Origin of the sequence: Nereida sp. MMG025 (assembly GCF_021654165.1) — a bacterium.
Classification (GTDB): Bacteria; Pseudomonadota; Alphaproteobacteria; order Rhodobacterales; family Rhodobacteraceae; genus Nereida.
In genome coordinates this window covers 408,931-431,394 of record NZ_JAKFZN010000001.1, presented here as the reverse complement: position 1 = coordinate 431,394, position 22,464 = coordinate 408,931, and the positions used below count along the sequence as shown (strand labels likewise).

Annotated in this window: 24 protein-coding genes; 14 read left to right on the top strand and 10 right to left on the bottom strand. The window is 60.9% G+C overall.

Annotated elements, in window-relative coordinates:
- The first annotated feature begins 81 nt into the window (after window positions 1–81).
- Window positions 82–825: a GNAT family N-acetyltransferase gene (locus tag L1065_RS02050; protein ID WP_237093780.1), complete on the top strand. Its 744-nt coding sequence runs from the start codon at window positions 82–84 to the stop codon at window positions 823–825.
- Window positions 826–863: 38 nt separating this feature from the next.
- Entirely contained in the window at window positions 864–2,672 is a 1,809-nt protein-coding gene (locus tag L1065_RS02045; RefSeq protein ID WP_237093779.1) for an ABC-F family ATP-binding cassette domain-containing protein, read from the top strand.
- A 79-nt stretch (window positions 2,673–2,751) separates the two neighbouring features.
- Here L1065_RS02045 and L1065_RS02040 read toward each other — a convergent pair whose 3' ends face one another.
- Together L1065_RS02040 and L1065_RS02035 are read right to left on the bottom strand one after the other, a co-directional pair.
- Window positions 2,752–3,246 carry a ClbS/DfsB family four-helix bundle protein gene (locus tag L1065_RS02040; protein WP_237093778.1) on the bottom strand — a complete coding sequence of 165 codons (495 nt, stop codon included), beginning with the start codon at window positions 3,244–3,246 and terminating at the stop codon, window positions 2,752–2,754.
- Between the two features lie 56 nt (window positions 3,247–3,302).
- Complete coding sequence (locus L1065_RS02035) at window positions 3,303–4,034, bottom strand: SDR family NAD(P)-dependent oxidoreductase (protein WP_237093777.1); 732 nt, start codon at window positions 4,032–4,034, stop codon at window positions 3,303–3,305.
- A gap of 112 nt (window positions 4,035–4,146) precedes the next feature.
- Between L1065_RS02035 and L1065_RS02030 the strand changes: the two genes are divergently transcribed.
- Window positions 4,147–4,374 (top strand): hypothetical protein, encoded by a 228-nt coding sequence (locus L1065_RS02030; RefSeq protein ID WP_237093776.1) that lies wholly within the window; start codon window positions 4,147–4,149, stop codon window positions 4,372–4,374.
- Between the two features lie 48 nt (window positions 4,375–4,422).
- Window positions 4,423–5,028, top strand: coding sequence for an outer membrane protein (locus L1065_RS02025; protein WP_237093775.1), 606 nt, complete (start codon window positions 4,423–4,425; stop codon window positions 5,026–5,028).
- On the opposite strand, the gene L1065_RS02020 is transcribed toward L1065_RS02025, so the two are convergent.
- Window positions 5,016–5,822, bottom strand: a complete 807-nt coding sequence (locus L1065_RS02020; protein ID WP_237093774.1) for an isocitrate lyase/phosphoenolpyruvate mutase family protein — start codon at window positions 5,820–5,822, stop codon at window positions 5,016–5,018. The two genes, L1065_RS02025 and L1065_RS02020, sit on opposite strands and share 13 nt — an antisense overlap.
- A 74-nt stretch (window positions 5,823–5,896) precedes the next feature.
- Entirely contained in the window at window positions 5,897–7,066 is a 1,170-nt protein-coding gene (locus tag L1065_RS02015) for a pyridoxal phosphate-dependent aminotransferase (RefSeq protein WP_237093773.1), read from the bottom strand.
- 186 nt (window positions 7,067–7,252) lie between these two features.
- Between L1065_RS02015 and L1065_RS02010 the strand changes: the two genes are divergently transcribed.
- The gene (locus tag L1065_RS02010) at window positions 7,253–7,525 is read left to right on the top strand and encodes a hypothetical protein (RefSeq protein ID WP_237093772.1); all 273 of its coding nucleotides are present in this window, start codon (window positions 7,253–7,255) and stop codon (window positions 7,523–7,525) included.
- A gap of 127 nt (window positions 7,526–7,652) precedes the next feature.
- Here L1065_RS02010 and L1065_RS02005 read toward each other — a convergent pair whose 3' ends face one another.
- On the bottom strand, window positions 7,653–8,336 hold the full coding sequence (locus L1065_RS02005; RefSeq protein ID WP_237093771.1) for an alpha/beta fold hydrolase: 684 nt from the start codon (window positions 8,334–8,336) through the stop codon (window positions 7,653–7,655).
- Entirely contained in the window at window positions 8,333–8,662 is a 330-nt protein-coding gene (locus L1065_RS02000) for an MmcQ/YjbR family DNA-binding protein (protein WP_237093770.1), read from the bottom strand. Before L1065_RS02000 ends, L1065_RS02005 begins: the two co-directional genes overlap by 4 nt.
- Before the next feature lie 84 nt (window positions 8,663–8,746).
- Here L1065_RS02000 and cysS point away from each other — a divergent pair, with 84 nt between their 5' ends.
- The 3 genes from cysS to L1065_RS01985 all read left to right on the top strand — a co-directional run bounded on the left by cysS (window position 8,747) and on the right by L1065_RS01985 (window position 12,639).
- Window positions 8,747–10,087 carry a cysteine--tRNA ligase gene (gene cysS, locus L1065_RS01995; protein ID WP_237093769.1) on the top strand — a complete coding sequence of 447 codons (1,341 nt, stop codon included), beginning with the start codon at window positions 8,747–8,749 and terminating at the stop codon, window positions 10,085–10,087.
- Between the two features lie 104 nt (window positions 10,088–10,191).
- On the top strand, window positions 10,192–11,799 hold the full coding sequence (gene cimA / locus L1065_RS01990) for a citramalate synthase (RefSeq protein ID WP_237093768.1): 1,608 nt from the start codon (window positions 10,192–10,194) through the stop codon (window positions 11,797–11,799).
- Between the two features lie 69 nt (window positions 11,800–11,868).
- Window positions 11,869–12,639 carry a squalene/phytoene synthase family protein gene (locus tag L1065_RS01985; RefSeq protein ID WP_370641126.1) on the top strand — a complete coding sequence of 257 codons (771 nt, stop codon included), beginning with the start codon at window positions 11,869–11,871 and terminating at the stop codon, window positions 12,637–12,639.
- On the opposite strand, the gene L1065_RS01980 is transcribed toward L1065_RS01985, so the two are convergent.
- The 3 genes from L1065_RS01980 to cobA are packed head-to-tail and all read right to left on the bottom strand — an operon-like array spanning window position 12,636 to window position 16,025.
- Window positions 12,636–13,874: an MFS transporter gene (locus tag L1065_RS01980; RefSeq protein ID WP_237093767.1), complete on the bottom strand. Its 1,239-nt coding sequence runs from the start codon at window positions 13,872–13,874 to the stop codon at window positions 12,636–12,638. The two genes, L1065_RS01985 and L1065_RS01980, sit on opposite strands and share 4 nt — an antisense overlap.
- A 21-nt stretch (window positions 13,875–13,895) precedes the next feature.
- The gene (locus L1065_RS01975; protein WP_237093766.1) at window positions 13,896–15,176 is read right to left on the bottom strand and encodes a cobyrinate a,c-diamide synthase; all 1,281 of its coding nucleotides are present in this window, start codon (window positions 15,174–15,176) and stop codon (window positions 13,896–13,898) included.
- Between the two features lie 3 nt (window positions 15,177–15,179).
- Complete coding sequence (gene cobA / locus L1065_RS01970; protein WP_237093765.1) at window positions 15,180–16,025, bottom strand: uroporphyrinogen-III C-methyltransferase; 846 nt, start codon at window positions 16,023–16,025, stop codon at window positions 15,180–15,182.
- 113 nt (window positions 16,026–16,138) lie between these two features.
- Between cobA and L1065_RS01965 the strand changes: the two genes are divergently transcribed.
- Genes L1065_RS01965 through L1065_RS01950 form a run of 4 tightly spaced genes read left to right on the top strand, consistent with a single transcriptional unit; the run spans window position 16,139 to window position 19,197 of the window.
- Entirely contained in the window at window positions 16,139–17,167 is a 1,029-nt protein-coding gene (locus L1065_RS01965) for a cobalt-precorrin-5B (C(1))-methyltransferase (RefSeq protein ID WP_237093764.1), read from the top strand.
- 6 nt (window positions 17,168–17,173) lie between these two features.
- Window positions 17,174–17,902 (top strand): cobalt-precorrin-6A reductase, encoded by a 729-nt coding sequence (locus L1065_RS01960; protein ID WP_237093763.1) that lies wholly within the window; start codon window positions 17,174–17,176, stop codon window positions 17,900–17,902.
- The gene (locus L1065_RS01955; protein ID WP_237093762.1) at window positions 17,903–18,532 is read left to right on the top strand and encodes a DNA-3-methyladenine glycosylase; all 630 of its coding nucleotides are present in this window, start codon (window positions 17,903–17,905) and stop codon (window positions 18,530–18,532) included. It begins immediately after the preceding gene.
- A complete protein-coding gene (locus L1065_RS01950; RefSeq protein WP_237093761.1) occupies window positions 18,529–19,197 on the top strand; it encodes an alpha/beta hydrolase in 669 nt (222 codons plus the stop codon). The genes L1065_RS01955 and L1065_RS01950 overlap by 4 nt, the downstream gene beginning before the upstream one ends.
- On the opposite strand, the gene L1065_RS01945 is transcribed toward L1065_RS01950, so the two are convergent.
- The gene (locus L1065_RS01945) at window positions 19,198–20,424 is read right to left on the bottom strand and encodes a cytochrome b/b6 domain-containing protein (protein WP_237093760.1); all 1,227 of its coding nucleotides are present in this window, start codon (window positions 20,422–20,424) and stop codon (window positions 19,198–19,200) included. It abuts the gene before it with no gap.
- A 157-nt stretch (window positions 20,425–20,581) separates the two neighbouring features.
- On the opposite strand from L1065_RS01945, the gene fabD reads away from it, so the two are divergent.
- On the top strand, window positions 20,582–21,511 hold the full coding sequence (fabD, locus tag L1065_RS01940; protein ID WP_237093759.1) for an ACP S-malonyltransferase: 930 nt from the start codon (window positions 20,582–20,584) through the stop codon (window positions 21,509–21,511).
- A gap of 78 nt (window positions 21,512–21,589) precedes the next feature.
- Entirely contained in the window at window positions 21,590–22,327 is a 738-nt protein-coding gene (gene fabG, locus L1065_RS01935; protein WP_237093758.1) for a 3-oxoacyl-[acyl-carrier-protein] reductase, read from the top strand.
- The last annotated feature ends 137 nt before the right edge of the window (window positions 22,328–22,464 follow it).

Below are 22,464 nucleotides of genomic sequence, written 5' to 3'. Positions count from 1 at the left end.
CTTGCTAAGGGCGTGACCTTGTGTGCAACACTAAATAGGGTCAGATCGGCAATCACCAAGGGGCCGGTGGTGCAAAGCGCGATGAACAAAGGACACATCACTGTGACGGCACAGGCGAAAATCACGCAACGCTACATCGTCCAAGAGGCGCACAGCCCAGATGCGATCCGTGATGTGCAGCGCCTGCGCCATCGTGCCTTTTTCGGCCGCCCGGGAATTGATCAAGACCGCTTTGATACCGCATGTCGCCATTTTGCCGTGCGCGATCAGCGCAATGGCGCGGTCGTTGGCGGGTTTCGCGCATTGGTTCTGGCCAATGGGGCCCAGGCCGCGCAGAGCAGTTATTCGGCGCAGTTTTATGATCTGGCTCCATTGGCCGTCATTCAAAAACCGCTGTTGGAACTGGGCCGCGTCTGTGTCGAGCCTGACACTACAGACCCCGATGTCTTGCGTTTGGCGTGGGGGGCTTTGGCCCAGATTGTCAATCAGCTAGACGTCGCATTGATCTTTGGCTGTTCCAGCTTTGCGGGCGCGGATGCCACACGCCACAGCGCCGCGCTGTCACGCCTGAACGCGCGTCATTTGGGGCCAGCTGCTCTCAGGCCCAAGATCAAATCCGCTGACGCGGTTGCCTTGCCGCTGATAGAAGGCGCGCAAAACACGCCGCTTCCGCCCTTGTTGCGTACCTATCTGATGATGGGCGGTTGGGTTGGTGACCATGCGGTGCAAGACACGCAAATGCAGACAACCCATATTTTTACCGCCCTTGAAATCGACGCAATTCCCGAAAATCGCCGCCGTCTTTTGATGGCATGGCAGGGCTAGTGCTTGACGGGCGCGTGGTGGCCCTCTAGCTGCAGCTCATGGCACGCGCACCCCTATTACAGCTTTCCGACATTTCGCTGACCTTTGGCGGCGAACCCGTATTTTCTGATCTGTCCCTGATCGTTCAGCAAGGCGACCGTGTGGCGCTTGTGGGGCGCAACGGATCGGGTAAATCCACCTTGATGAAGGTCATGGCCGCATTGGTGGAACCCGATACAGGCGACCGTGTGGTGCCGCCGGGCTTTAGCGTGGGGTATATGGAACAAGACCCAACGATGGAGGGCTTTGCCACGCTTGGGGATTACGCCACCAGCGGGCTTGATCCGTCCGAGATGTACAAGGTCGAAATGGTAGCGGAAGGGTTAAAATTTGATCCTGCAGGCGATGTTAACACAGCCTCGGGCGGTGAACGCCGACGCGCGGCGCTGGCCAAGCTGATGGCCGAAGCGCCCGATCTGATGCTGCTGGACGAACCCACGAACCATCTGGATATCGAAGCGATCAACTGGCTTGAGGCCGAGCTAAAACAAACCCGTAAAGCCTATGTGCTGATCAGCCACGACCGCGCCTTTTTGCGGGCCTTGACCAAAGCCACCCTATGGATCGATCGCGGCGCGGTGCGACGCCAGGAAAAGGGGTTTGATGCGTTTGAGGCATGGCGCGACAAGACCTGGGAAGACGAAGACATGCAGCGCCACAAGCTTGATCGCTTGATCAAGGCGGAAGGCAAATGGGCCGTAGAAGGCATCTCTGCGCGGCGCAAACGTAACCAAGGGCGGGTGCGTGCGCTGCAAGAGCTGCGCGCAGAACGATCCAGCATGATCCGCCGTCAGGGGGCCGCCGCGATGACGCTAGAGGCCGGGCCGACATCTGGCAAGAAAGTCATTGAAGCGGTGGGAATTTCAAAGGCTTACGGCGAAAAACGTATCCTCGATGATTTTTCGATAAAAGTGCACCGCAAGGACCGCGTGGCCTTTGTGGGTCCAAACGGCGCAGGCAAGACAACGCTGCTCAAAATGCTGATCGGCGACGAAACACCTGACAGCGGATCGGTGAAAATGGGCACCAATCTGGAATTGGCGGTTTTTGATCAAAGCCGCGCACAGTTGGATCCTGACATGACCCTTTGGGACAGTCTGACAGGGGACAAGGATATGCGGGTGTCGGGCAAAGCCGATCAGGTGATGGTGCAGGGCAACCCGCGCCATGTGGTCGGCTATCTCAAGGACTTTTTGTTTGACGAACGTCAGGCGCGCGCGCCTGTGCGGTCTTTGTCGGGCGGTGAGAAAGCGCGGCTCCTTTTGGCGAAAATCATGGCGCGGTCGTCGAACTTGTTGGTCTTGGACGAACCGACCAACGATCTGGATGTTGAAACGCTGGACCTGATGCAAGACCTTTTGGGTGATTACGACGGAACGGTCCTGCTGGTCAGCCACGACAGGGATTTTCTGGACCGCGTCGCCACAACAACCATCGCAATGGAAGGCGATGGCCGGGCCACGGCCTATGCTGGCGGATGGAGCGATTACCAAGAACAGCGCCAAGAGGTAGCTGCGGCACAGATGGCCCAAACAAAGACCCCCAAACCGCAAGACAAACCAAAAGCGGTCGAAAAACCATCGGGCCTGTCATTCACACAAAAGCATCGCTTAGAGGCCTTGCCCGCTGAGATGGAGCGCCTGCAGGCCGAGATTGCGAAGCTGGAACACTATCTGGCGCAACCCGACCTTTATACCGCAGAACCTGTGAAGTTCGCCAAAGCCACCGAGGGGCTGGTCGAGCGGCAAAACAAGCTGGCCGCGGCAGAAGAAGAGTGGCTGGATCTGGCCGAAAAATCCGAAAGCTAGGGTGCACCCGACATCGCAGGTCACGCCGCCTGCGGCGCAGGTATTTGTGCAACAATGAAAGAGCGGGCGGCTTAGCCTTTCAGGCCAAAGCGCGGCGTCTGGCACGGATGTATTTTGCCGCAGATCGGTAGTGACTGGGTCCTGCGGCTTCGGCCCAACGGCCTGTGGTCCATGTATTTTTCGCCCCCTTCATCGGGCCGCCATAAAGCGCGCTTTCCGGCAATTTGGTTATGAACAGCAAAGGTGTTTCATGGGCCGTGGCGAACATCTGCTTGGCTTGCGGCCAATCCACAGTGGCTTGTTTGGCACGCAAATCGGCATTGTAGCGCGGCAACGCGTTCCATTTATAGCCCGCGGCAGGGAAGGCCGCGTCTTTGCCGGCTTGCCCGTCCGCATACCATCCCATGAACAAGGTGATCCAACGGGCGCGGTGCGCGATGATATCCTTGATGGATATATCATCACTGTCTTTTTTCTGCGCCTCGGTGCTGCTGATTGCGTCGATCAGGCTTTGAAGTTTCTGGTATTCCTTGACCGTTATCTCTTGCAAAGCACGTTTTGATGTCGCTGGCATAGCGGGCCTCCTGCAAAAACGATATCAGGTGGCCGCCGTGCCGGCTTTGATGCGGATCAAGGCATGCGTAAGGCGCCGTCAAGGCGAATGACCTCGCCGTTCAGATAGTCACATTCGATGATAAACTGCGCCAGGCGTGCAAATTCGGCCGGGTCCCCCAAGCGTTTGGGAAATGTGACATCGGCTGCCAGGTCATCCATGATATCTTCTCCCAGACCCTCCAGCATGGGCGTGCGAAAAATCCCCGGTGCAATGGCCATCACGCGGATCCCCAAGCTGGCCAGATCGCGGGCCATCGGAAGTGATAGTCCCGCAATACCGGCTTTAGAGGCTGCATAAGCGGTTTGGCCCTTTTGCCCGTCAAAAGCGGCGATGGAGGCGGTGTTAATCACAACACCCCGCATGGGGCCGTCATTTTGCGCCATTTTGGCGGCTGCAAGGCGTGCCACGTTGAAACTGCCTACAAGGTTGATATCCACCGTGCGCCGAAAGGACGCCAGTTGATGCGCCCCGTCACGGCCCACGGTTTTTTCACCCGTCGCAATACCGGCGCAATTGACCGCGACGTCCAGTTTCTCAAGATCGGCAAGCGCGGTCTGCACGCTGGCGTCATCCGTTACATCGGTTTGTGCAAACCGCGCACCGATCTGCGCGGCAACCTGCGCCCCTTTTGGGTCAAGATCCAGCAAAAGCACCTCGGCCCCTGCCGCCAAAAAACCTTTGGCCGTGGCCAAGCCAAGGCCAGACGCGCCCCCCGTTACAATGCAGCTTGCACCTTTGATGTTCATCGCAAAACCCCTTGCTTCATTGTTGCTTAAAATACCTAAAAAGCGCGGCAGGCCAAGGGCACCCGAGATGGATAATTGAGGAACGGGTTATCCACTTCCAGCTGACAGCCACATGCCCTTGCACTCATTCAGATTGCCGCCGCCGTGCTTGGCCGCGCGGCAAAGCAAAGTGTTGCCGACCGTCTTTGACTGCGCAGACATCTGCCGCATGGCGGTTGTGATGGGCGAAACGCTGCGCGGGGTTGCACGATTGTCGCGTTTTCCGCACGCATTTCGGGCGTCCGCCGAGCGTCAAAAAACTGTGATCGGACAAATTCAAAACGGGGTGATCAGCCTGTGACACGTGTCGCGCAACAGGGCGCGAGACGCATCCAAAGGAGAACGACAGATGACGTTTCAACACATGAAACCCCGTGCAATCATTGGCGCATTGGCTTTAACGGCAATGGTGGGGGGCGCGCAGGCAGGCTCAATCGACGCGCCGATCGAGGACACCCCCATCCAACCCGCACCTGTGCCTGTTGCGGCCAGTGGTGATTGGTCGGGATTCTACGGCGGCCTGCAGCTTGGCTACGGCGATGTCGGCACCAGCGGTGCGGCTGATCTGGACGGCGATGGTCTGGTCGGCGGTCTTAGCCTTGGCTATGATCTCGACCTTGGGAATTGGGTCGTTGGCGGTGGCTTGGATTTCGACGTGACTGATATCGACATCGGCGGTGCCACAGACCTTGATAGCGTGCTGCGCCTTAAGCTGCGTGGGGGCTATGATCTGGGCGAAAGTTTGATCTATGGCACGGGTGGATGGGCGCAGGCCGACACCAGCGATATCGGCAGCGATGACGGTTATTTCATTGGTGCGGGGTATGAGCAGTTCATCACCGATACGATTACCGTGGGGGGAGAGGTGCTCTACCATGACTTCGACGACTTTGATGGCAGTGGCATCGACGTGCGGGCCACCACCGCTCAGGTCAAACTCAACTATCGTTTCTGAGCAGTCAAAAGGGCGTCTACCGCGTCGCCCGCCATGCCGTGTGACAAAGGAATAAACGTGCCGTCGCCAAAAATGGCGGCGGCCGCGTCATGGATGGCGTGGTGTGTGACGCGCGCCAACGCCGAGCCCAAGGAGACCCGCGCAACACCTGCTTTTGCAAAATCAGAAAGCGTGTAGCGTGCGAACGGACCTGCAGCCAAAGCGTTTACAGGGATGGAAACACTGGCACAGATGCGCGTCAGGTCGTCCATTGTCTTGGGCAATGGCACATAGACGCCGTCAGCTCCTGCAGCCTCAAACGCCTGAATGCGGGCAATGGCTTCGGTGATGTCATAATGACCGGTCATGATACCATCTGCGCGGGCCACCAGAAAGAAATCCTGCGGCGCGGCACGGGCTGCGGCTGCAGCCGCTTTGATCCGCTCTGCGGCAAGCTTCGGATCATAGGGGGTGCCAGCAGGGAAGGCGATATCTTCGATGCAGATACCGGCCAGTCCAATTTCGGCAGACAGGCGCACGGTTTCGGCGCATGTGTCGGGGGCGTCACCAAAACCGTTTTCAAAATCACCCGAGACAGGGATCCCGACAGCCGCAATCAGGTCTTGTGCATGGGCCAAGGCTTCGTCGCGGCTGATGGTGCCGCCGTCAGGCCGCCCAAGTGTGAAGGCCTGGGCAGCACTTGATGTGGCAATGGCCTGCGCCCCCAAGGCCTGCAGCATTTTGGCAGACCCCGCGTCCCAGGCATTGGCCAAAACAAAAGGGTTGAAGGGGCGATGCATCGCACGAAAGGTCATTCGGTTCTCCATCTAGTGTGCAGATTTTTCAGGAAAAATCTGCTGGCGAAAAATCATTCTGGAATGATTTTGGGTCAGGATGCGAGGGTCTGCGCAAAGGTCAAAAGACGGCGTAATGCCGCTTTGAAGGCTGTGTCATCTATGGTCATGGCCACACGTATGTGGCCAGCGGCGGCGGTGCCGAAGCTTTCGCCGGGCATGGTGGCGATGTGGTGGGTTTCAAGAAGGGCATTGGCAAAGGTTTCGCCGCTCAGGCCTGTTGCGCGGATATCGAGCATCAGATACATCGCGCCGCCGTTGGGGATCGCTTTTATAATCGTCTGCTGCCCCAAAAGGTCCATGGCGATGGCGCGTCGGCGCTTGAAGGGGGCGGCCACCTCGGCCTCAAGTTCGGGGCGCGCAGTTAGGGCAAAGACGGCGGCATCCTGAATGTAGCCAGGCACACCGTAGGTGGTGTGGGTGGCCAAGGTGATCATATGCTCGATGATCGGCGCAGGGCCACAGACCCACCCCACGCGACTGCCTGTCATGGCGTGGCTTTTCGACATTGACCCCACCACCAAGACGCGGTCTGCCATGCCCGGCAGGGCGCGGGGTGACAGATGCGTGCCCTCCCAGATCTGGGTGTCATACACCTCGTCCGAGATCAGCCAGAGGTCATGGTCGCGGGTTGCTTGGGCGATATGCTTCAGGGTCTGGCCGGAATAGACAACACCTGTGGGATTGTTTGGCGTATTTATCAACAAGCTGCGCGCGCCTGCGCAATTTTCCAACGCCTTTTCAGTGGGTTGGAAGGCGGTGTCGGGAGTTGTGACAATTGCTTTTGGCACGGCGCCCACGGCGCGGATTGTGCCCGGGTAGGTCGCATAATACGGATCAATGTAGCAGGCGATATCTCCGTCGTCGCAGGTGGCGTGATGTGCCGCGAAGAGTGCGGATTGCCCACCGGGTGTGATCATGATGTTGGCGGCTGTCGTTGGCACGCCAGTGCGCTGCGCGATCCGCGCGGCCACGGTGTCGCGCAGATGTTGGGTGCCTGGCACCATCGCATATCCTGTATGTCCTGACAGGGCCGAACGGTGCATCGCGTCCAGAATGGTGGGGTGTGTGCGGATGTCGTGTTCGCCGATTGTCAGCTCGGTCACGGGCGTGCCGGCGGCGATCATGGCGCGGGCGCGGTAGAACACGTCCCACCCGTCCGAGCCGCCGCCGGTAAGAGTTGATATGCGGTGCGAGGGTTTCATGGGGGGATGGGGCCGAAAAACCGCTGTTGCGTCAAGTCCCGCCCTGAAAATGGTAACAATTTGTTAGGGTTAAGCGAAAATATCGCTGCCACGCAACGTATGGCCTAGCGTCTGCTCACGGTATGGCACTGCGTCAGACGTTCGGTGGTGTAAGGTTTTGGTAACACATCAGAGAATCAGACGATCATGGCCGCGATTGAGACCTATGTGCAGATTGCTGTGACCAGCCGCCAGCCCACCCATGACCAGGCGTTCGCACGGCGTGCCTTGCAAGTGCTTTATGATGCGGACGCGCGGCTGCACCCCGACCGCGTGGGTCTGGATGACACGGACCTGCGCAAACGGCTGTCCTGCGCGAAAGCGGCGGAGGTAGAGCCGCTTTCGGCCATATGCACCGATCCTGTAACCGATTTTTCGCGCGAGGGGTGCCCGATGCACCCGCTGTTTCCGACGTATTAGCCCGATCAGGCCTGTTTGCATCTGTTCACCGCGCCACAGTTGCAGCCGATCGTTACGCAAGAGGTGTCTATCGCCAACCTTGGGCGGGATGCGGCCAAGCAGATCATCGGGCGGGAGGGGTTTGAAATCAGGCGGGAGCCTGTGCGGCCAGAAGGCATTTCGTAAGCACCGCCTTGTAGGTGCTGTAGTGGCCCAGGCCTTCGTGGCGGTGCAGCACGGCATTGGGCAATGCCTTCATCAGTTGATCTGCCATGCGTATGGGCGCCCATGTATCAGCGGTGCCGTGGTGCAGGGTCACGGGCGCTGTGATCTGCGGCAAAAGCGCGGACCAGTCTTGGACATATGCCGTCAGGGCCGCGCGGTAGGCGGGGCCGTGATACAGTAGACTGTCGCGCAGAACGCTGATCAGTTGTGATTGGTGGCCTGCCGCAAAGCTTTGATCGGCTGAGCAGGTATCTTGGAAGAGCATCGCGAGGAAGCGGTTAGGGGCTGCGCGCAAAAACAGCGATTGCCCCAGATGCAGGCCACGCAGGCCAAGGGGGGAGCGAGCTGCTTTGAACACGGGCGCGCCTGCCACGCCGTGCAGATCGGCAGGGGTGCGGATGGGGGCTGCGGGGGATATGAGCGTGATCTGGGTCACGCGGTCAGGGTATGCCGCGGCGTAGGTCAGGGCGCGGTGCGCCCCAAGTGAAAAGGCGATCAGGTGGCCATTGTGGGTCGATAGGGTGCCGAAATCTGTGGGGGCGTGGCCTGCAAGGGCCACCTCTGCTGCGGCGCCGGGGATGCCGTGGAAATAGAGCGGCTGTGTCATAGGCTGGCTTGGACCTTCTTGGGCAGGCTTGCGCGGATGGTGGCATAGCTGGTGGTCAGCCGCGCACGCAGATCGTCTGTGTCTTGGAAGCTGTCCCAAGCGATCCACATCCAGCCGCCACGTTTGAGGTAGGGGGCGGGTTTGGCCACGCCGATGTCAATGAGGAATGCAGCCTGTTCGGGATCGGCGGCTTTGAGGCTGATGCCATCGGTTTTCCATAGCGCGAAGAGCTTGCCACCCACTTTGTAGGTATGGGTTTCGGGGCCAAAGGGTTGATCGTATGTGGCGCCTGGCTGGGCTGCGCAGATGTCATGGGCGGTTTGCATGGGGCCACTGTGCCGCAAGCGGGGGGTTGGCGCAATCGGGGCAGGGTGATAAGCCGCGCTGCAAGCCAAAACGGAACGTCTGACATGACCATCACGCTCTATAACACCAAGACCCGCCGCAAGGAGGCATTTGCCCCTTTGGACCCAGAAAATGTGCGCATGTATGTCTGTGGACCCACCGTCTATGACCGCGCGCATCTGGGCAATGCGCGGCCTGTGGTGGTGTTTGATGTGCTGTATCGGTTGTTGCGCCATACCTACGGCGCAGATCATGTGACCTATGTGCGCAATTTCACCGATGTGGACGACAAGATTAACGCCAAAGCGGCCGAGACCGGGCGCGCCATTGGCGAGATCACGGATGAGACCATCGGCTGGTTTCTGGACGACATGGGCGCGTTGGGCGCGTTGGAGCCTGATGCCGCGCCGCGGGCTACGGCCTATATCGCGCAGATGGTGGCGATGATTGAGGGGTTGATCGCCAAGGGCCATGCGTATGAGGCCGAGGGCCATGTGCTGTTTTCCGTGAGCAGCTATGCAGAATATGGCGCGCTGTCGGGACGATCTGTCGATGATATGATTGCAGGTGCGCGTGTGGAAGTGGCGCCCTACAAGCGTGATCCGATGGATTTTGTGCTGTGGAAGCCTTCGGATGCGGGCACCCCTGGTTGGGACAGCCCGTGGGGGCGCGGGCGGCCCGGTTGGCACATCGAGTGTTCGGCTATGGCGCATGATCTGCTGGGGCCGTCCTTTGATATTCACGGGGGTGGCAACGATCTGCAATTTCCGCACCACGAGAACGAGATCGCGCAGTCGCGCTGTTCGGGTCATGATTTTGCACAAGTGTGGATGCACAACGAGATGTTGCAGGTCGAGGGCAAGAAGATGTCCAAGAGCCTTGGCAATTTCTTTACGGTGAAAGACCTGCTGGATCAGGGCGTGCCGGGCGAGGTGATCCGGTTCGTGATGCTGAGCACGCATTACAGGAAGCCGATGGATTGGACGGCTGAGAAGGCTGCGAGTGCTGTGAAATGCTTGGGCAAATGGGCCGAGATTGTGGGCGATGCGGATGCGGGGGATGTGCCTGCTTCGGTGGTCGCTGCGCTGTCGGATGATTTGAATACGGCAGGCGCGATTGCCGAGATGCACAAGCTGGCAGGCGCAGGCGATGGCGCTGGGCTGAAGGCGGCGGCGATGATGGTCGGTTTGGATTTGTCGGCAGGTGACACAGTCGATTTGAGCGAGTTTGAGGCACGGTTTGCGACAGTGCGTGCCGCGGCGATGGCGAGCAAGGATTTCGCGGCGGTGGATGCATTGAAAGCGGCGTTGTTGGATGCGGGCGTCGAGGTTCAGATGTCGAAAGACGGTGTTGCGTTGAAAACGGGACCTGCATTTGATGCAGCGAAGTTGGAGGCGTTGAAATGATGCGACGCAAAGTGACGTGCCAGACCGCGGGGGGGCGTGTGCGCCCGCCCATGGGGGCGGTCGGGCGCGGCACGTGCAAAGCACGCGCCAGTTGGAGCGGGTAAATGACCGAACGCCTTTACATCTATGACACCACGCTGCGCGACGGGCAGCAGACCCAAGGGGTGCAGTTCAGCACCTCCGAAAAGCAGCGCATCGCGCAGGTGCTGGATCAGCTGGGCGTGGACTATATCGAAGGCGGCTGGCCCGGGGCGAACCCCACGGACAGCGAGTTTTTCGAGGCGGCCCCTGCGACGCGGGCCACCATGACCGCCTTTGGGATGACCAAGCGGGTGGGCCGCTCGGCCGAGAATGACGACGTGCTGGCGGCGGTCATGAATGCGGGCACGCTAGCGGTGTGTCTGGTGGGCAAGGCGCATGACTATCACGTGACGCAGGCCTTGGGCGTGAGCCTTGAGGAGAACCTGCACAGCATCCGCGACAGCATTGCGCATATCGTGGCGCAGGGGCGTGAGGCGCTCTTTGATGCCGAGCATTTCTTTGACGGATTTGCCGCCAATCCCGACTATGCGCTGGCCTGCGCCAAAGCGGCCTATGACGCTGGCGCGCGGTGGGTGGTGTTGTGCGATACGAACGGTGGGGCGTTGCCAGCCGCGGTTGCGGAGGCGACACGCGCGGTGATTGCGGCAGGGGTTTCGGGCGATCATGTGGGTATTCACACGCATAATGATACAGAAAACGCAGTGGCCAATGCCTTGGCCGCGGTGGATGCGGGCGCACGGCAGATCCAAGGCACGCTGAATGGTCTGGGCGAGCGGTGCGGCAACGCCAATCTGACGACCTTGCTGCCGCTTTTGGCGCTGAAACCCGCCTATGCAGAGCGGTTTGAAACAGGTGTGACGGCACAGGCGCTGGAGGGGCTGACGCGCGCCTCGCGGCTTTTGGATGATATTTTGAACCGCGTGCCTGCGCGGCAGGCGGCCTTTGTGGGGGCCTCAGCCTTTGCCCATAAGGCGGGGTTGCACGCGAGTGCAATTCTCAAAGACCCGAGCACCTATGAACACGTCGATCCCGCCCGCGTGGGCAATGCGCGGAGTGTGCCGATGTCGAACCAGGCGGGGCAAAGCAACCTGCGCAAGCGGCTGGCCGATGCGGGGCTTCAGGTCGCCAAAGGCGATCCCGCGCTGGCCCGTATTCTGGAGCGGGTGAAGGCGCGCGAGGCGCAGGGCTATTCCTATGACACGGCGCAGGCGAGCTTTGAGCTGCTGGCGCGGGACGAATTGGGGCAGCTGCCGCAGTTTTTCGAGGTCAAGCGCTACAAGGTGACGGTCGAGCGGCGCAAGAACAAATACGACCAGATGGTCAGCCTGTCAGAGGCCGTGGTGGTTGTGAAAGTGGGCGACGACAAGATGCTGTCGGTCAGTGAAAGCATGGACGACACCGGCAGCGACCGCGGCCCCGTGAACGCGCTGGCCAAGGCGCTGGCCAAGGATTTGGGGCCTTATCAGACGCTGATCGACGATATCCGGCTGGTGGATTTCAAAGTGCGGATCACCGATGGCGGCACAGAGGCGGTGACGCGGGTGATCATCGACAGCGAGGACAGCCAAGGGCGGCGCTGGTCGACCGTGGGGGTCAGCGCGAACATCGTAGATGCGAGTTTCGAAGCACTTCTGGATGCGGTGAACTGGAAGCTGGTGCGCGATGTGTGACGCGGGCGTTTGGGCGGTGGCCGCGATTTCGAAATCGCGGGGGCAAGAGCCTTCGAAGGCTCTTGCGGGGTGGCGCCCGTGAGCTTTGAGGCCTGCGCTGCGCTGGTGGAACGCGGGGATGCGGATCGCTTCGCCGCCGTGATGGCCGCCCCTGTGGCGGTGCGGCGTGTGCTGTTCCCGCTCTTTGCGTTCAACGTCGAGGTGTCGCGCGCGCCTTGGGTCACAAAAGAGCCGATGATCGCAGAGATGCGCCTGCAATGGTGGCGTGATGCTTTGGAGGAGATCGCCAAAGGCACGGCACGGCGACATGATGTGGTGGATGCGCTGGCGGGTGTTCTGGATGCGCAGGCCTGTACGGTTCTGGACGGTTTGATCGCGGCACGGCGGTGGGATTGCTACAAAGACAGCTTTGAGGATGCGGCGCATTTCGAGGATTACATCGGTGCGACGTCTGGGGCTTTGCTGTGGACTGCGGCGCGGCTGATGGGCGCGCAGGACGAGGCGGCGGTGCGTGGTTATGCGCGCGGTGTCGGCATGGCCAACTGGTTGCGCGCGATCCCTGCGCTTGAGGCGGCAGAACGTAAGCCGATGATTGATGGCACGCCGCAGGGCGTGGTCGATCTGGCGCGGTCGGGTCTGGCGGATCTGGACCGCGCGCGCGGTCCATTGCGGCGCGAGACCGCGGATGTCAGAGCGGTGATGCGCACGGGCTGGCGGGCCAGGGCCACGCTAAAGGCCGCGATTGCCGTGCCTGAACGGGTGATAGAGGGCAAGCTGGACGAAAGCCCCTTTGCGCGCAACGCGGGCCTGACGTGGAAGGCGCTGACGGGCGGGTTTTAGACCGCTTCTTTGGGGCGCATCACCAGCCAGATCAGCGCGCCACCTGCCAGCGCCAGCATCGGCACCATCGCCAGATTGACGGCGGTCCAGCCCTGAACGACATCACCGCCCGAACAGTTCATCAACCCGCCAGAGGCCAGCGAGGCGAGGGTAACAAGACCGTAGATCAGCATGTCGTTCATACCTTGCATCCGCCCGCGCTCGGCCGGGGAATGGGCGCTGGTCAGCATTGTTGTCGCGCCGATAAAGCCAAAGTTCCAACCGATGCCCAAAAGGACCAGCGCGAGGTAGAAGTTAAACAAATCAATGCCTTGCAGCGCAACGACACCCGCAGCCGCAAGAATGATAAGCCCCGTGGCGATGATCTTTTCAACGCCAAAGCGCACGATCAGATGGCCCGTAAAGAACGACGGCCCGAACATGGCCAGCACATGGCCCGTGACCACATTGGCCGCATCCGCGGTGCTGTAGCCACAGCCCACAACCGCAAGCGGCGTGGAGGTCATCACGAGGTTCATTAACCCGTAGGACACCATCCCGCAGATTACCGCGACAAGGATGCGCGGATCGCGCATGAGTTGCCCGCGTGTGCGCCCACCGCCCAGATCGCCTTTTTCCACCTTGGGCGGCTTGGGAATGTCGAGGCCGAAGAAGATCACAAAGCCTATGACGTTCAGCAATGCGGCGGCGATATAAACGCTGAAATAGCGCATCTCGGTGTTGTCGGCGCTGCCCGAGGTCAGAAAGCTGACCAATTGCGGACCGATGATGGCCGACAGAAGCCCGCCTGCCAGCACGTAAGAAATCGCTTTGGGGCGGAAGGCGTCGGAGGCCGTATCGGCGGCGGCAAAGCGGTAAAACCCTTGGGCGGCCATATAGGTGCCCGTGATGAAACTGCCAAAAAGGAACAGATAGAAGCTGTCGATCCAGATGGCGTAGGCGCCGATGGCGGCCCCCATCATGCCTGCGAAGGTGCCAACAAGGAATCCTGTGCGGCGTCCCTGGCTTTGCATCAGGTTCGACATCCACGGTGCCGAGGTCATGGTGCCAAAGACAATCAGCGAGATGGGCAGGGTCGCAAGGCAGGCGATAGGTGACATGATCTGGCCTGTCAGCCCACCCACCACAAAGATCATGGTGATCTGGCTGCCAAGCAGGGCTTGGGCGGCAACAAGGACGGCCACGTTGCGCTTGGCGCGGCGGTCGTCGACGTAAGGGCTGGATGTATCTGTCATATGCGGATCGCTAGACCTGTTTTATGACGCTGGCAAGCCTGCGTCGATGATATGCGCAAAGGAGCCGCAGGTGCGCGCGGCACGCAGCCCCATCGGCGGCAGCGCGGTGCCTTCGGCGTCTGTGGCTTTGAAAAGCGGGGTGCCGTCGGCGCGTAGGGTCGTGGCGTAGTGAAATTCGTGGCCTGTGTAGCTGCCGTGCAAAAGCGGGTGATCGGTGGTCAGGGCGCGGTAGCCAAGGTGCAGCTTACGCGCGGCAAAAGAGGTCTCTAACGCAAGCAGTCCTGCCATGCGGTGGCGCGTGCCATCCGCATCGATTAGGCCCTCGCCAAGCGCCATGTATCCACCGCATTCGCCGTATATATCAGATGTTTGCGCGGCGTTTCTAAGGCTTTGCATGAAGTTCGAGTTGGCGGCCAGTTTGCCTGCGTGAAGCTCTGGGTAGCCGCCCGGCAGAAAGACGAAATCGGCGGGCGGCACGGCGTCATCATTCAGGGGCGAAAAGGGTGTGACCTGAGCGCCTGCGCGGCGCCAGTCGTCCAGCATATGCGGATAGCAGAACCCGAAGGCGAGGTCCTGGGCCACGGCGATGGTTTGCGCGGGCGGGCGCATGGGGTGCGATGTGCCAAGGGGCACCTTGCGTTCCATCGACAGGCGCAGCAGCGCGTCGGTTTCCAGATGCGCGTCCATGATATCGGCGGCGTGGTCCAGAAATGCGTCAAGATCGGCGCGTTCACCTGCCTGCTGCAAACCAAGGTGGCGTGAGGGGTGTGCCAGCCCCGTGTCCCGCGGCACCGCGCCGAACACAGGCGTGTCGCCAAGGGCGCGGCGCAACATCGCCTCGTGACGGGGCGAGCCGACGTTGTTGAGAATCACGCCAGCCAGATAAATGCGCGGGTCGTGGTGCTTGAACCCATGATAGATCGCCGCGACCGACCCTGCCATGCGTGCGCAATCGATGATCAGAACGACAGGTTGACCAAGGATGCGCGCCAGATCGGCGGTGCTGCCGCGACTGTCGGGCGGGGCGCCGTCAAAAAGGCCCATGGCCCCTTCGATCAGCAGGGTTTCGCCTGCTTTGTGACGGGCCAGACTGCGCAGACGGTCGGGCGTCATGGCCCATGCATCAAGGTTAATGCAGGGGTGGCCAGATGCGGCGGCATGAAAGCGGGGGTCGATGTAATCCGGTCCTGATTTGGCCGAACGGATCGCAGCGCCGCTGCGCGAAACGGCCCTTAGAAAACCAAGGGTCAGGGTTGTTTTGCCGCTGCCAGAGGAAGGCGCGGCAAAGATCAGGCCGCCCATGGCTCAGGCGCTTTCGGCGGGGCGGCCACGGCCAAGCGGATCAAGGTTGCGCACAGGTTCGCCCATCATTTGGCCTTTCCAGTCAAGGACTTGGCGCATGGTCACGGCTTGGCCGACGCAGATGATTGCGGGTGGTTCCAGGCCTGCTTGGGCGATGTCGGCCTCAATCGTGCCAAGGGTGGTTTCCAGCACGTGTTGTTGGTCTGTGGTGGCGGTGGTGACAACGCCCACAGGTTCGGACGGGCTGCGCCCGCCTGCGATCAATTCCGACGCGATGCGCGCGATATGCTTCATGCCCATGTAGATCACGATGACCTGCGAGCCTTGGGCAATGGCGCGCCAATTGAGCGACGAGGGCGTGTTGCCCGACTGGTCATGACCCGTCACGAAGGTGACCGATTGGTTCACATCGCGGTGGGTGACGGGGATGCCCGCATAGGCCAGCCCGCCGATGCCTGCCGAAATACCGGGGATAATACGCACGGGCACGCCGTGTTGGATGAGGGTCTGTGCCTCTTCCCCGCCGCGTCCGAACACAAACGGATCGCCGCCCTTGAGCCGCAAAACGCGTTTGCCCGCGCGGGCCAGATCGACAAGGCGCAGCGAGATGTCGCGCTGCTTGGCCGAAGGTTTGCCGCCGCGTTTACCTGCGTAGATATGTTCGGCCTGCGGCGCCCAGTCCAGAATCGCCTCTTGCACCAGCGCGTCATAGATCACCACATCGGCCTGACGCAGCGCATTCAGTGCATGCAGCGTCAAAAGCCCCGGATCACCGGGGCCTGCGCCACAAAGCCAGACCCATCCGGGCTGAAGCTGAGGCCAATCATGCGAAGGCAGTTGAGTCGTCATGGGCCTGTTATGGCGCGGCCTGCGGCGCGATGGAAGGGCGCAAAACGACCCAAGTTAGCGGCTTGGCGTCAGAGTTCACCGCGGTATAGTCTGGCGTGAGGAATTGAGGGCAGATGGCGCGCAAACCGACAGGAGAGTTACGGCGGGGCTGGACGACGGGCGCCTGCGCCACGGCGGCCGTGAAGGCGGCGCTGATGCGGCTGCGCGATGGCGCGTTTGGCGCGGATGTTGGTATTACGTTGCCACGCGGCGAAACCCCGGTGTTTCCGCTGGCCCATCATGCGGCAGGCGATGGGTGGGCCGAAGTGGGCATCACCAAAGATGCAGGCGACGACCCTGATGTCACCCACGGTGCGCTGGTGATTGCGCGCGTGGATCTGGATGGCACAGGCGTGACGTTCAAGGCGGGTGAAGGGGTCGGAACTGTCACCAAAGAGGGGTTGCCGATTGCGGTGGGCGAACCTGCGATCAACCCGGTGCCGCGCCAGATGATGCAAGGTGTTGTGGCGGAATTTCCAGAATTTCCAGATGTTTGCATCACCATCAGCATTCCCGACGGGGCGCAGATTGCCCTGAAAACATGGAACCCGCGTTTGGGCATCGAAGGGGGCTTGTCGATCCTTGGCACCACGGGCGTTGTGCGCCCCTTCAGCTGTGCGGCGTGGATCGCCAGCATCCACCGCGGCATTGATGTGGCCCGCGCCGAGGAGCTAACCCATGTGGCGGGCTGCACGGGCGCGACCAGTGAAAAGGTGGTGCAGGGCATGCACGGTTTGCCCGATCACGCCATGCTGGACATGGGCGATTTTGCAGGGGGCCTTTTGAAGTATCTGGCCAAACACCCCGTGCCGCGCATCACAATCGGCGGGGGCATCGGCAAGATGACCAAGCTGGCGCAGGGGGCGGTGGATTTGCACTCGGGCCGCTCGCAGGTAGATTTTGCGGCCCTTGCAGAGGTTCTGGAGCGTCCAGAGGTCGCCCAAGCCAACACCGCACTGGCCGCCTATGAGTTGGTCGGTGCCCCCATGGCCGAATGGGTGGCGCAACACGCACAGGCCAAGGCTGCCGCAATGGTGCCGAATGTTGTGGTGGATGTGGTTGTGATTGACCGCGCAGGCACCGTGCTGGCGCAAAGGGGATAGGCAGGCATGAAGGTTTTGTTGCTGGCAGGCACGGGCGAGGGACGGCGCATTGCAGCCGAATTGCACCGCATGGGCGTGCCTGCGGTGGCCAGCCTTGCAGGGGAGACGCGCGAGGCCATGCCGCTGGCTTTGCCAACACGGGTTGGCGGTTTTGGATCGGCGCAGGGGTTTGCGGACTATCTGCGCAAGGAAAAGATCACCCATGTTCTTGATGCCACACATCCTTTTGCGGTCAATATTTCGGCCCGCAGTGCACAGGTTGCTGCGCAGCAGGGGGTGAAATACCTGCAATTTTTGCGCGACCCTTGGGTGGCGGGGCCAAATGATCTGTGGACCGAAATCGACACAGAAGAGGCGGTTGCGGGACTTCTAAGCACACCGTCGACCGTGTTTCTGGCCACGGGGCGCAAGACACTTGCCAAGTTCAAAAACCTTGAAGGGCACCGCGTGTTGGTGCGCCAGATTGATCCGCCCACCAGCCCCATCCCGTTTGAGGGCGGAGAGTTCATTATCGGACGTCCCCCGTTTTCGGTCAAACAGGAGGTCGCGCTGTTTGAAGCGCTTGGTGTAGATTTGCTGGTGGTCAAAAACGCAGGCGGGCAGGCCAGTTATTCAAAGCTGGAAGCGGCCAGCGTGCTTGGATTGCCGGTAGCGATGATCCGCAGGCCCGCGCAACCCGATGTGGCGCGCGTGGCACATATCGAGGCCGCCCTTGATTGGGTGCGGGCCAGATAGATGGGCGAGCGGATCATCACCGGTGATGCCTGCGTGGCCGAAGGGGCTGCGTGGCTGGCGGCCCATGAGCCGCGCTTTGCCCCTGCGCTGGATGCGGTTGGCCCTTTGCCGCTGCGTCTGCGCAAAGACGGGTTTTTGGCGCTGATGGATGCGATCATCAGCCAGCAGGTGAGTGTGGCTGCGGCGCGCGCGATCTCGGCCAAGTGTCGCGCAGGGGGGCTGACGGGCCCGCGCAAGGTGATGTGGGCCAGCGAGGACCAGATTCGCGCCTGCGGGTTAAGTGGCCAGAAGGTGCGCTATATCAAGGCCCTGGCCGCAGCGAATATCAACTATCGCGGGTTGCGCGATGCGCCCACATCGCAGGTGATTGACACGCTTGTGGCCGTGCCTGGCATTGGTGTCTGGACCGCCGAGATTTACGCGATGTTCAGTTTGGGGCGTGCGGATGTCTTTGCGCCCGGTGATCTGGCCTTGCAAGAAAGCACGCGGGTGCTGTTTGATCTGCCTGCACGCCCCACCGAAAAAGAGCTGCGCGCGATGGCGGCGCATTGGTCGCCGTGGCGGTCGGTTGCGGCCCGCGCACTCTTTGCCTACTACCATGTGGCAAAGGACAGGGAAGGCATCACATGACACGAGCACTTGAAGCACTGCGGCGCGAACCGCTTTCTGGCGAAACACGATCTGCGGTGGTTTTTCTGCATGGCTATGGTGCGAATGGCCAAGACCTGATCGGTCTGGCCGATCCGCTGGCCGAACATATGCCCGACACGCTGTTTATCAGCCCCGATGCGCCCGAAACCTGTGACGGGGCGCCGATGGGACGGCAGTGGTTCCCGATCCCGTGGATTGATGGCTCGTCCGAGGAAGTCAGCCGCGCGGGTATGCTGGCCGCCGTGGATGATCTGAACGCCTTTCTGGACGGTGTGATGGTCGACGAAGATCTGTTGCCCGAGCAGGTGGTTGTCTTGGGCTTCAGTCAAGGCACGATGATGGCGCTGCATGTTGTCCCGCGCCGCGAAGATCCGATTGCAGGGCTTGTGGGGTTTTCGGGGCGCCTGTTGGAGCCTGACCAACTGCCCGACGAGGTGCAATCGCGCCTGCCCGTGCTTTTGGTGCATGGCGATCAGGATGATGTGGTGCCCATCGACAGCCTGCCTGCCGCGGTTGAGGCACTACAGGCTGCCAAGTTCAAAGACGTCTATGCCCATGTCATGAAAGGCACGCCCCACGGCATTGCCCCTGACGGGCTGTCGGTGGCGCTGGCCTTTATGCGCGAGCAACTGGGCTATCAGTAACTAGTCTGTGCGGCGGGTCGCGGTCAGCGCGATCTGCACATCAACTCCGAACAAAAGCGACGATTCATCGGCCATGCTGGCGCCGATGTTAAAATCCATGCGGTTCAATCGCACGGTGCCTGACATGGTTGCCGTGTCGCCCTCAAGCGTCATGGTGAAGGGGAAGCTGACAGGCATGCTTTGATCGCGGATCGTCAGCGTGCCTGTGGCCATGTAGGTTTCATCATCGCCCCCTGTGATCGTGCCCTCATAAGTGGCGGTGGGGAAGGTATCGGCATCAAAGAAATCGGGGCCAAGGGCCTGATCGGTGACAGAGCCAAGCTGGAGCGAGGGGATATTGATCGTCGTGGTCACGCGCCCCGTTGCGTCCGCCCCATCGGGCGTTGAGGGCGGGGTAAAGGCGATATCGGCGGTCCAGTCGGCGAACGCGCCATCGACCTGACTGCCGAACTGCGTGATGGTCAGCCCGATGGTGCCATCGACGACCTGCCATTCACCTGTGGCTTGTTCCAGCGCGTCGACCTGTGCGGCCTCTGACGTGGAATACAGCCCTGCGGCCCCCCCGATACCAAGGGCGATCACCCAAACGCCCAACGCACCTGCCAGCGGAAGGGCGCGGCCATGGGGCTGCGTGGTCGGTTCCAGACATGCGCCACCTGCCATGCGGCGCAGCGTGTCGTCGCGGTCCACAAAATGGTGTTTCAGCGCGCCTGCGATGTGCAAGGCCAGCGCGATCACCATGACCCGTTCAAAAAGCAGATGAAGATTTGCTGTCACCTCGGCCACCTGTGCTGTCTGCGCGACAAAGGGCAGGGATTGGCCAAACGGCCACCAGATCGGCGCGAAGCCAGAGGTCGATGCGTGATGGATCCAACCCGTGAGCGGCACCAGAACCAGCGAGCCGTAAAGCAGCCAGTGCACCACAGCCGACAAAGTATGTTCCCACCCTTTATGACGGGCCAGGGGCGCGGGTTTGGGTTGCGTTACCGCCCAGAAAATACGGGCGAGGGCCGTGAAAAAGATCACCAAGCCGATGGTCTTGTGCAACGAAAACAACGTCGCAGTCAGTTGGATCGTTTCAGACGATGCCGTGCCCGCTTTGATGCCAAGGCTGAGGTTATGGGCGATCACCCCCAAGGGGATCACCGTGAAAATACCAATCGCAATGGTCCAGTGGAAAAAACGGGCCACGCTTCCGTAGCGTGTGGCGGTGTTGGCGATGGCCATGGCGGGTCTCCTGTCGGTGCTGAACGATATGTAGCCCCTCGGCGGCCTGCGGCCAATCGCACGCGGTGCACATCATTTGTGCGAATGGATTGCAGGGGGAGATGGGGCAGGATAAACCAGCGCTTAATAAAGAGATAACGCGAAGGACAGTGCCAATATGAGCCGAGCATTTCTATTTCCCGGGCAGGGGGCGCAAACCATCGGGATGGGCAAGGCCCTGGCCGATGCATACCCCGCCGCTAAGGCCGTGTTTGAAGAGGTGGATGACGCCTTGGGCGAAAGCCTGTCCAGCCTGATCTGGGAGGGCGCGCAAGACACGCTGACCCTGACACAAAACGCACAGCCTGCGCTGATGGCCACATCATTGGCCGCCGTGCGGGCGTTGGAGGCCGAAGGATTTTCCATTGCGGGTGGCGCCTTTGTGGCGGGCCATTCGCTTGGGGAATATTCGGCGCTGGCCGCCGCGGGGGCCTTTTCGGTGGCCGATACAGCACGTCTGTTGCGCATCCGCGGAGAGGCGATGCAAGCAGCCGTCCCTGTGGGTGTGGGCGCGATGGCAGCACTTTTGGGGTTGGATTTCGCCGCTGTGCAAGCGGTGGCCGCCGAGGCCGCAGGTGATGAGGTCTGTGAAGCCGCCAATGATAACGACCCCGGTCAGGTGGTTGTTTCGGGGCACAAAGCGGCTGTTGAACGCGCGGTCGAGATTGCCAAGGCCAAAGGCGCCAAACGTGCGGTTTTGTTGCCGGTCAGTGCTCCGTTCCATTGCTCGCTTATGCAGCCCGCTGCGGACAGGATGGCGGAAGCGTTGCAAGATGTGACGATCCACGCGCCGTCGATCCCTGTGGTGGCCAATGTGCGCGCTCAGGCGGTCAGTGATCCTGACACCATCCGCACCCTTTTGATCGAACAGGTCACATCATCGGTGCGCTGGCGCGAAAGCGTGGCATGGATGAGCGCCCAAGGTGTAAACGAAGCTTGGGAAATCGGTGCAGGCAAAGCACTGTCCGGGATGGTGCGCCGCATAGATCGCGACATTGCGTGTCAAGCGATTGGCACGCCCGACGATATCGCGAAACTGTCATCATAAGGCCAAAAATCCTCCAGAGGATTTTTCGGCCCACAGGATTTTTCTGGAAAAATCCTCTTAGTCAAAGGAATGGAAGCAATGTTCGATTTATCTGGTAAAAACGCACTCGTTACGGGGGCATCGGGCGGAATTGGTGGCGAAATTGCAAAGGCGCTCCATACGGCAGGCGCCACCGTTGGTCTGTCTGGCACGCGCACCGAACCGCTTGAGGCGCTGGCCGGCGAACTGGACGAGCGTGCCCATGTGCTGCCGTGCAACCTGAGCGATGCAGAGGCGGTGACGGCGCTGCCCAAACAGGCGGCCGAGGCGATGGGCGCGGTGGATATTTTGGTCAACAATGCAGGCATCACCCGCGATAACCTCTTTATGCGGATGTCGGATGAGGAGTGGGAGACGGTGCTGAATGTCAATCTGACCAGCACGATGCGCCTGTGCAAAGGGGTGATGCGCGGCATGATGAAGGCCCGTTGGGGCCGTATCGTCAACATCTCCAGCATTGTGGGGGCCACGGGCAACCCAGGGCAGGCCAACTATGCCGCGTCCAAGGCGGGCATGGTCGGCATGAGCAAATCACTGGCCTATGAAGTGGCCAGCCGCGGCATCACGGTAAACTGTATCGCGCCGGGCTTTATCACCACGGCCATGACCGACAAGCTGACCGATGATCAGAAGTCGGGCATCCTGACCCAAGTGCCCGCTGGACGCATGGGCGAGGCCGCAGAGATCGGCGCAGCTGTGCTCTATCTGGCCAGCCCCGAGGCGGGATATGTGACAGGCGCGACCTTGCATGTGAATGGCGGCATGGCCATGTTATAAGCCAATCGCGGTCCTTGGCGTCGGGTGACGCAAGGGCCGCGAAAGCGTTTGCGTTGTCTGAAATCTATGATAAAGGCGGCGCAGAATTTGAAGGTCTCACGGAATCGTGGGCGCCTGCGACCCGCCCTTTGGGGCAA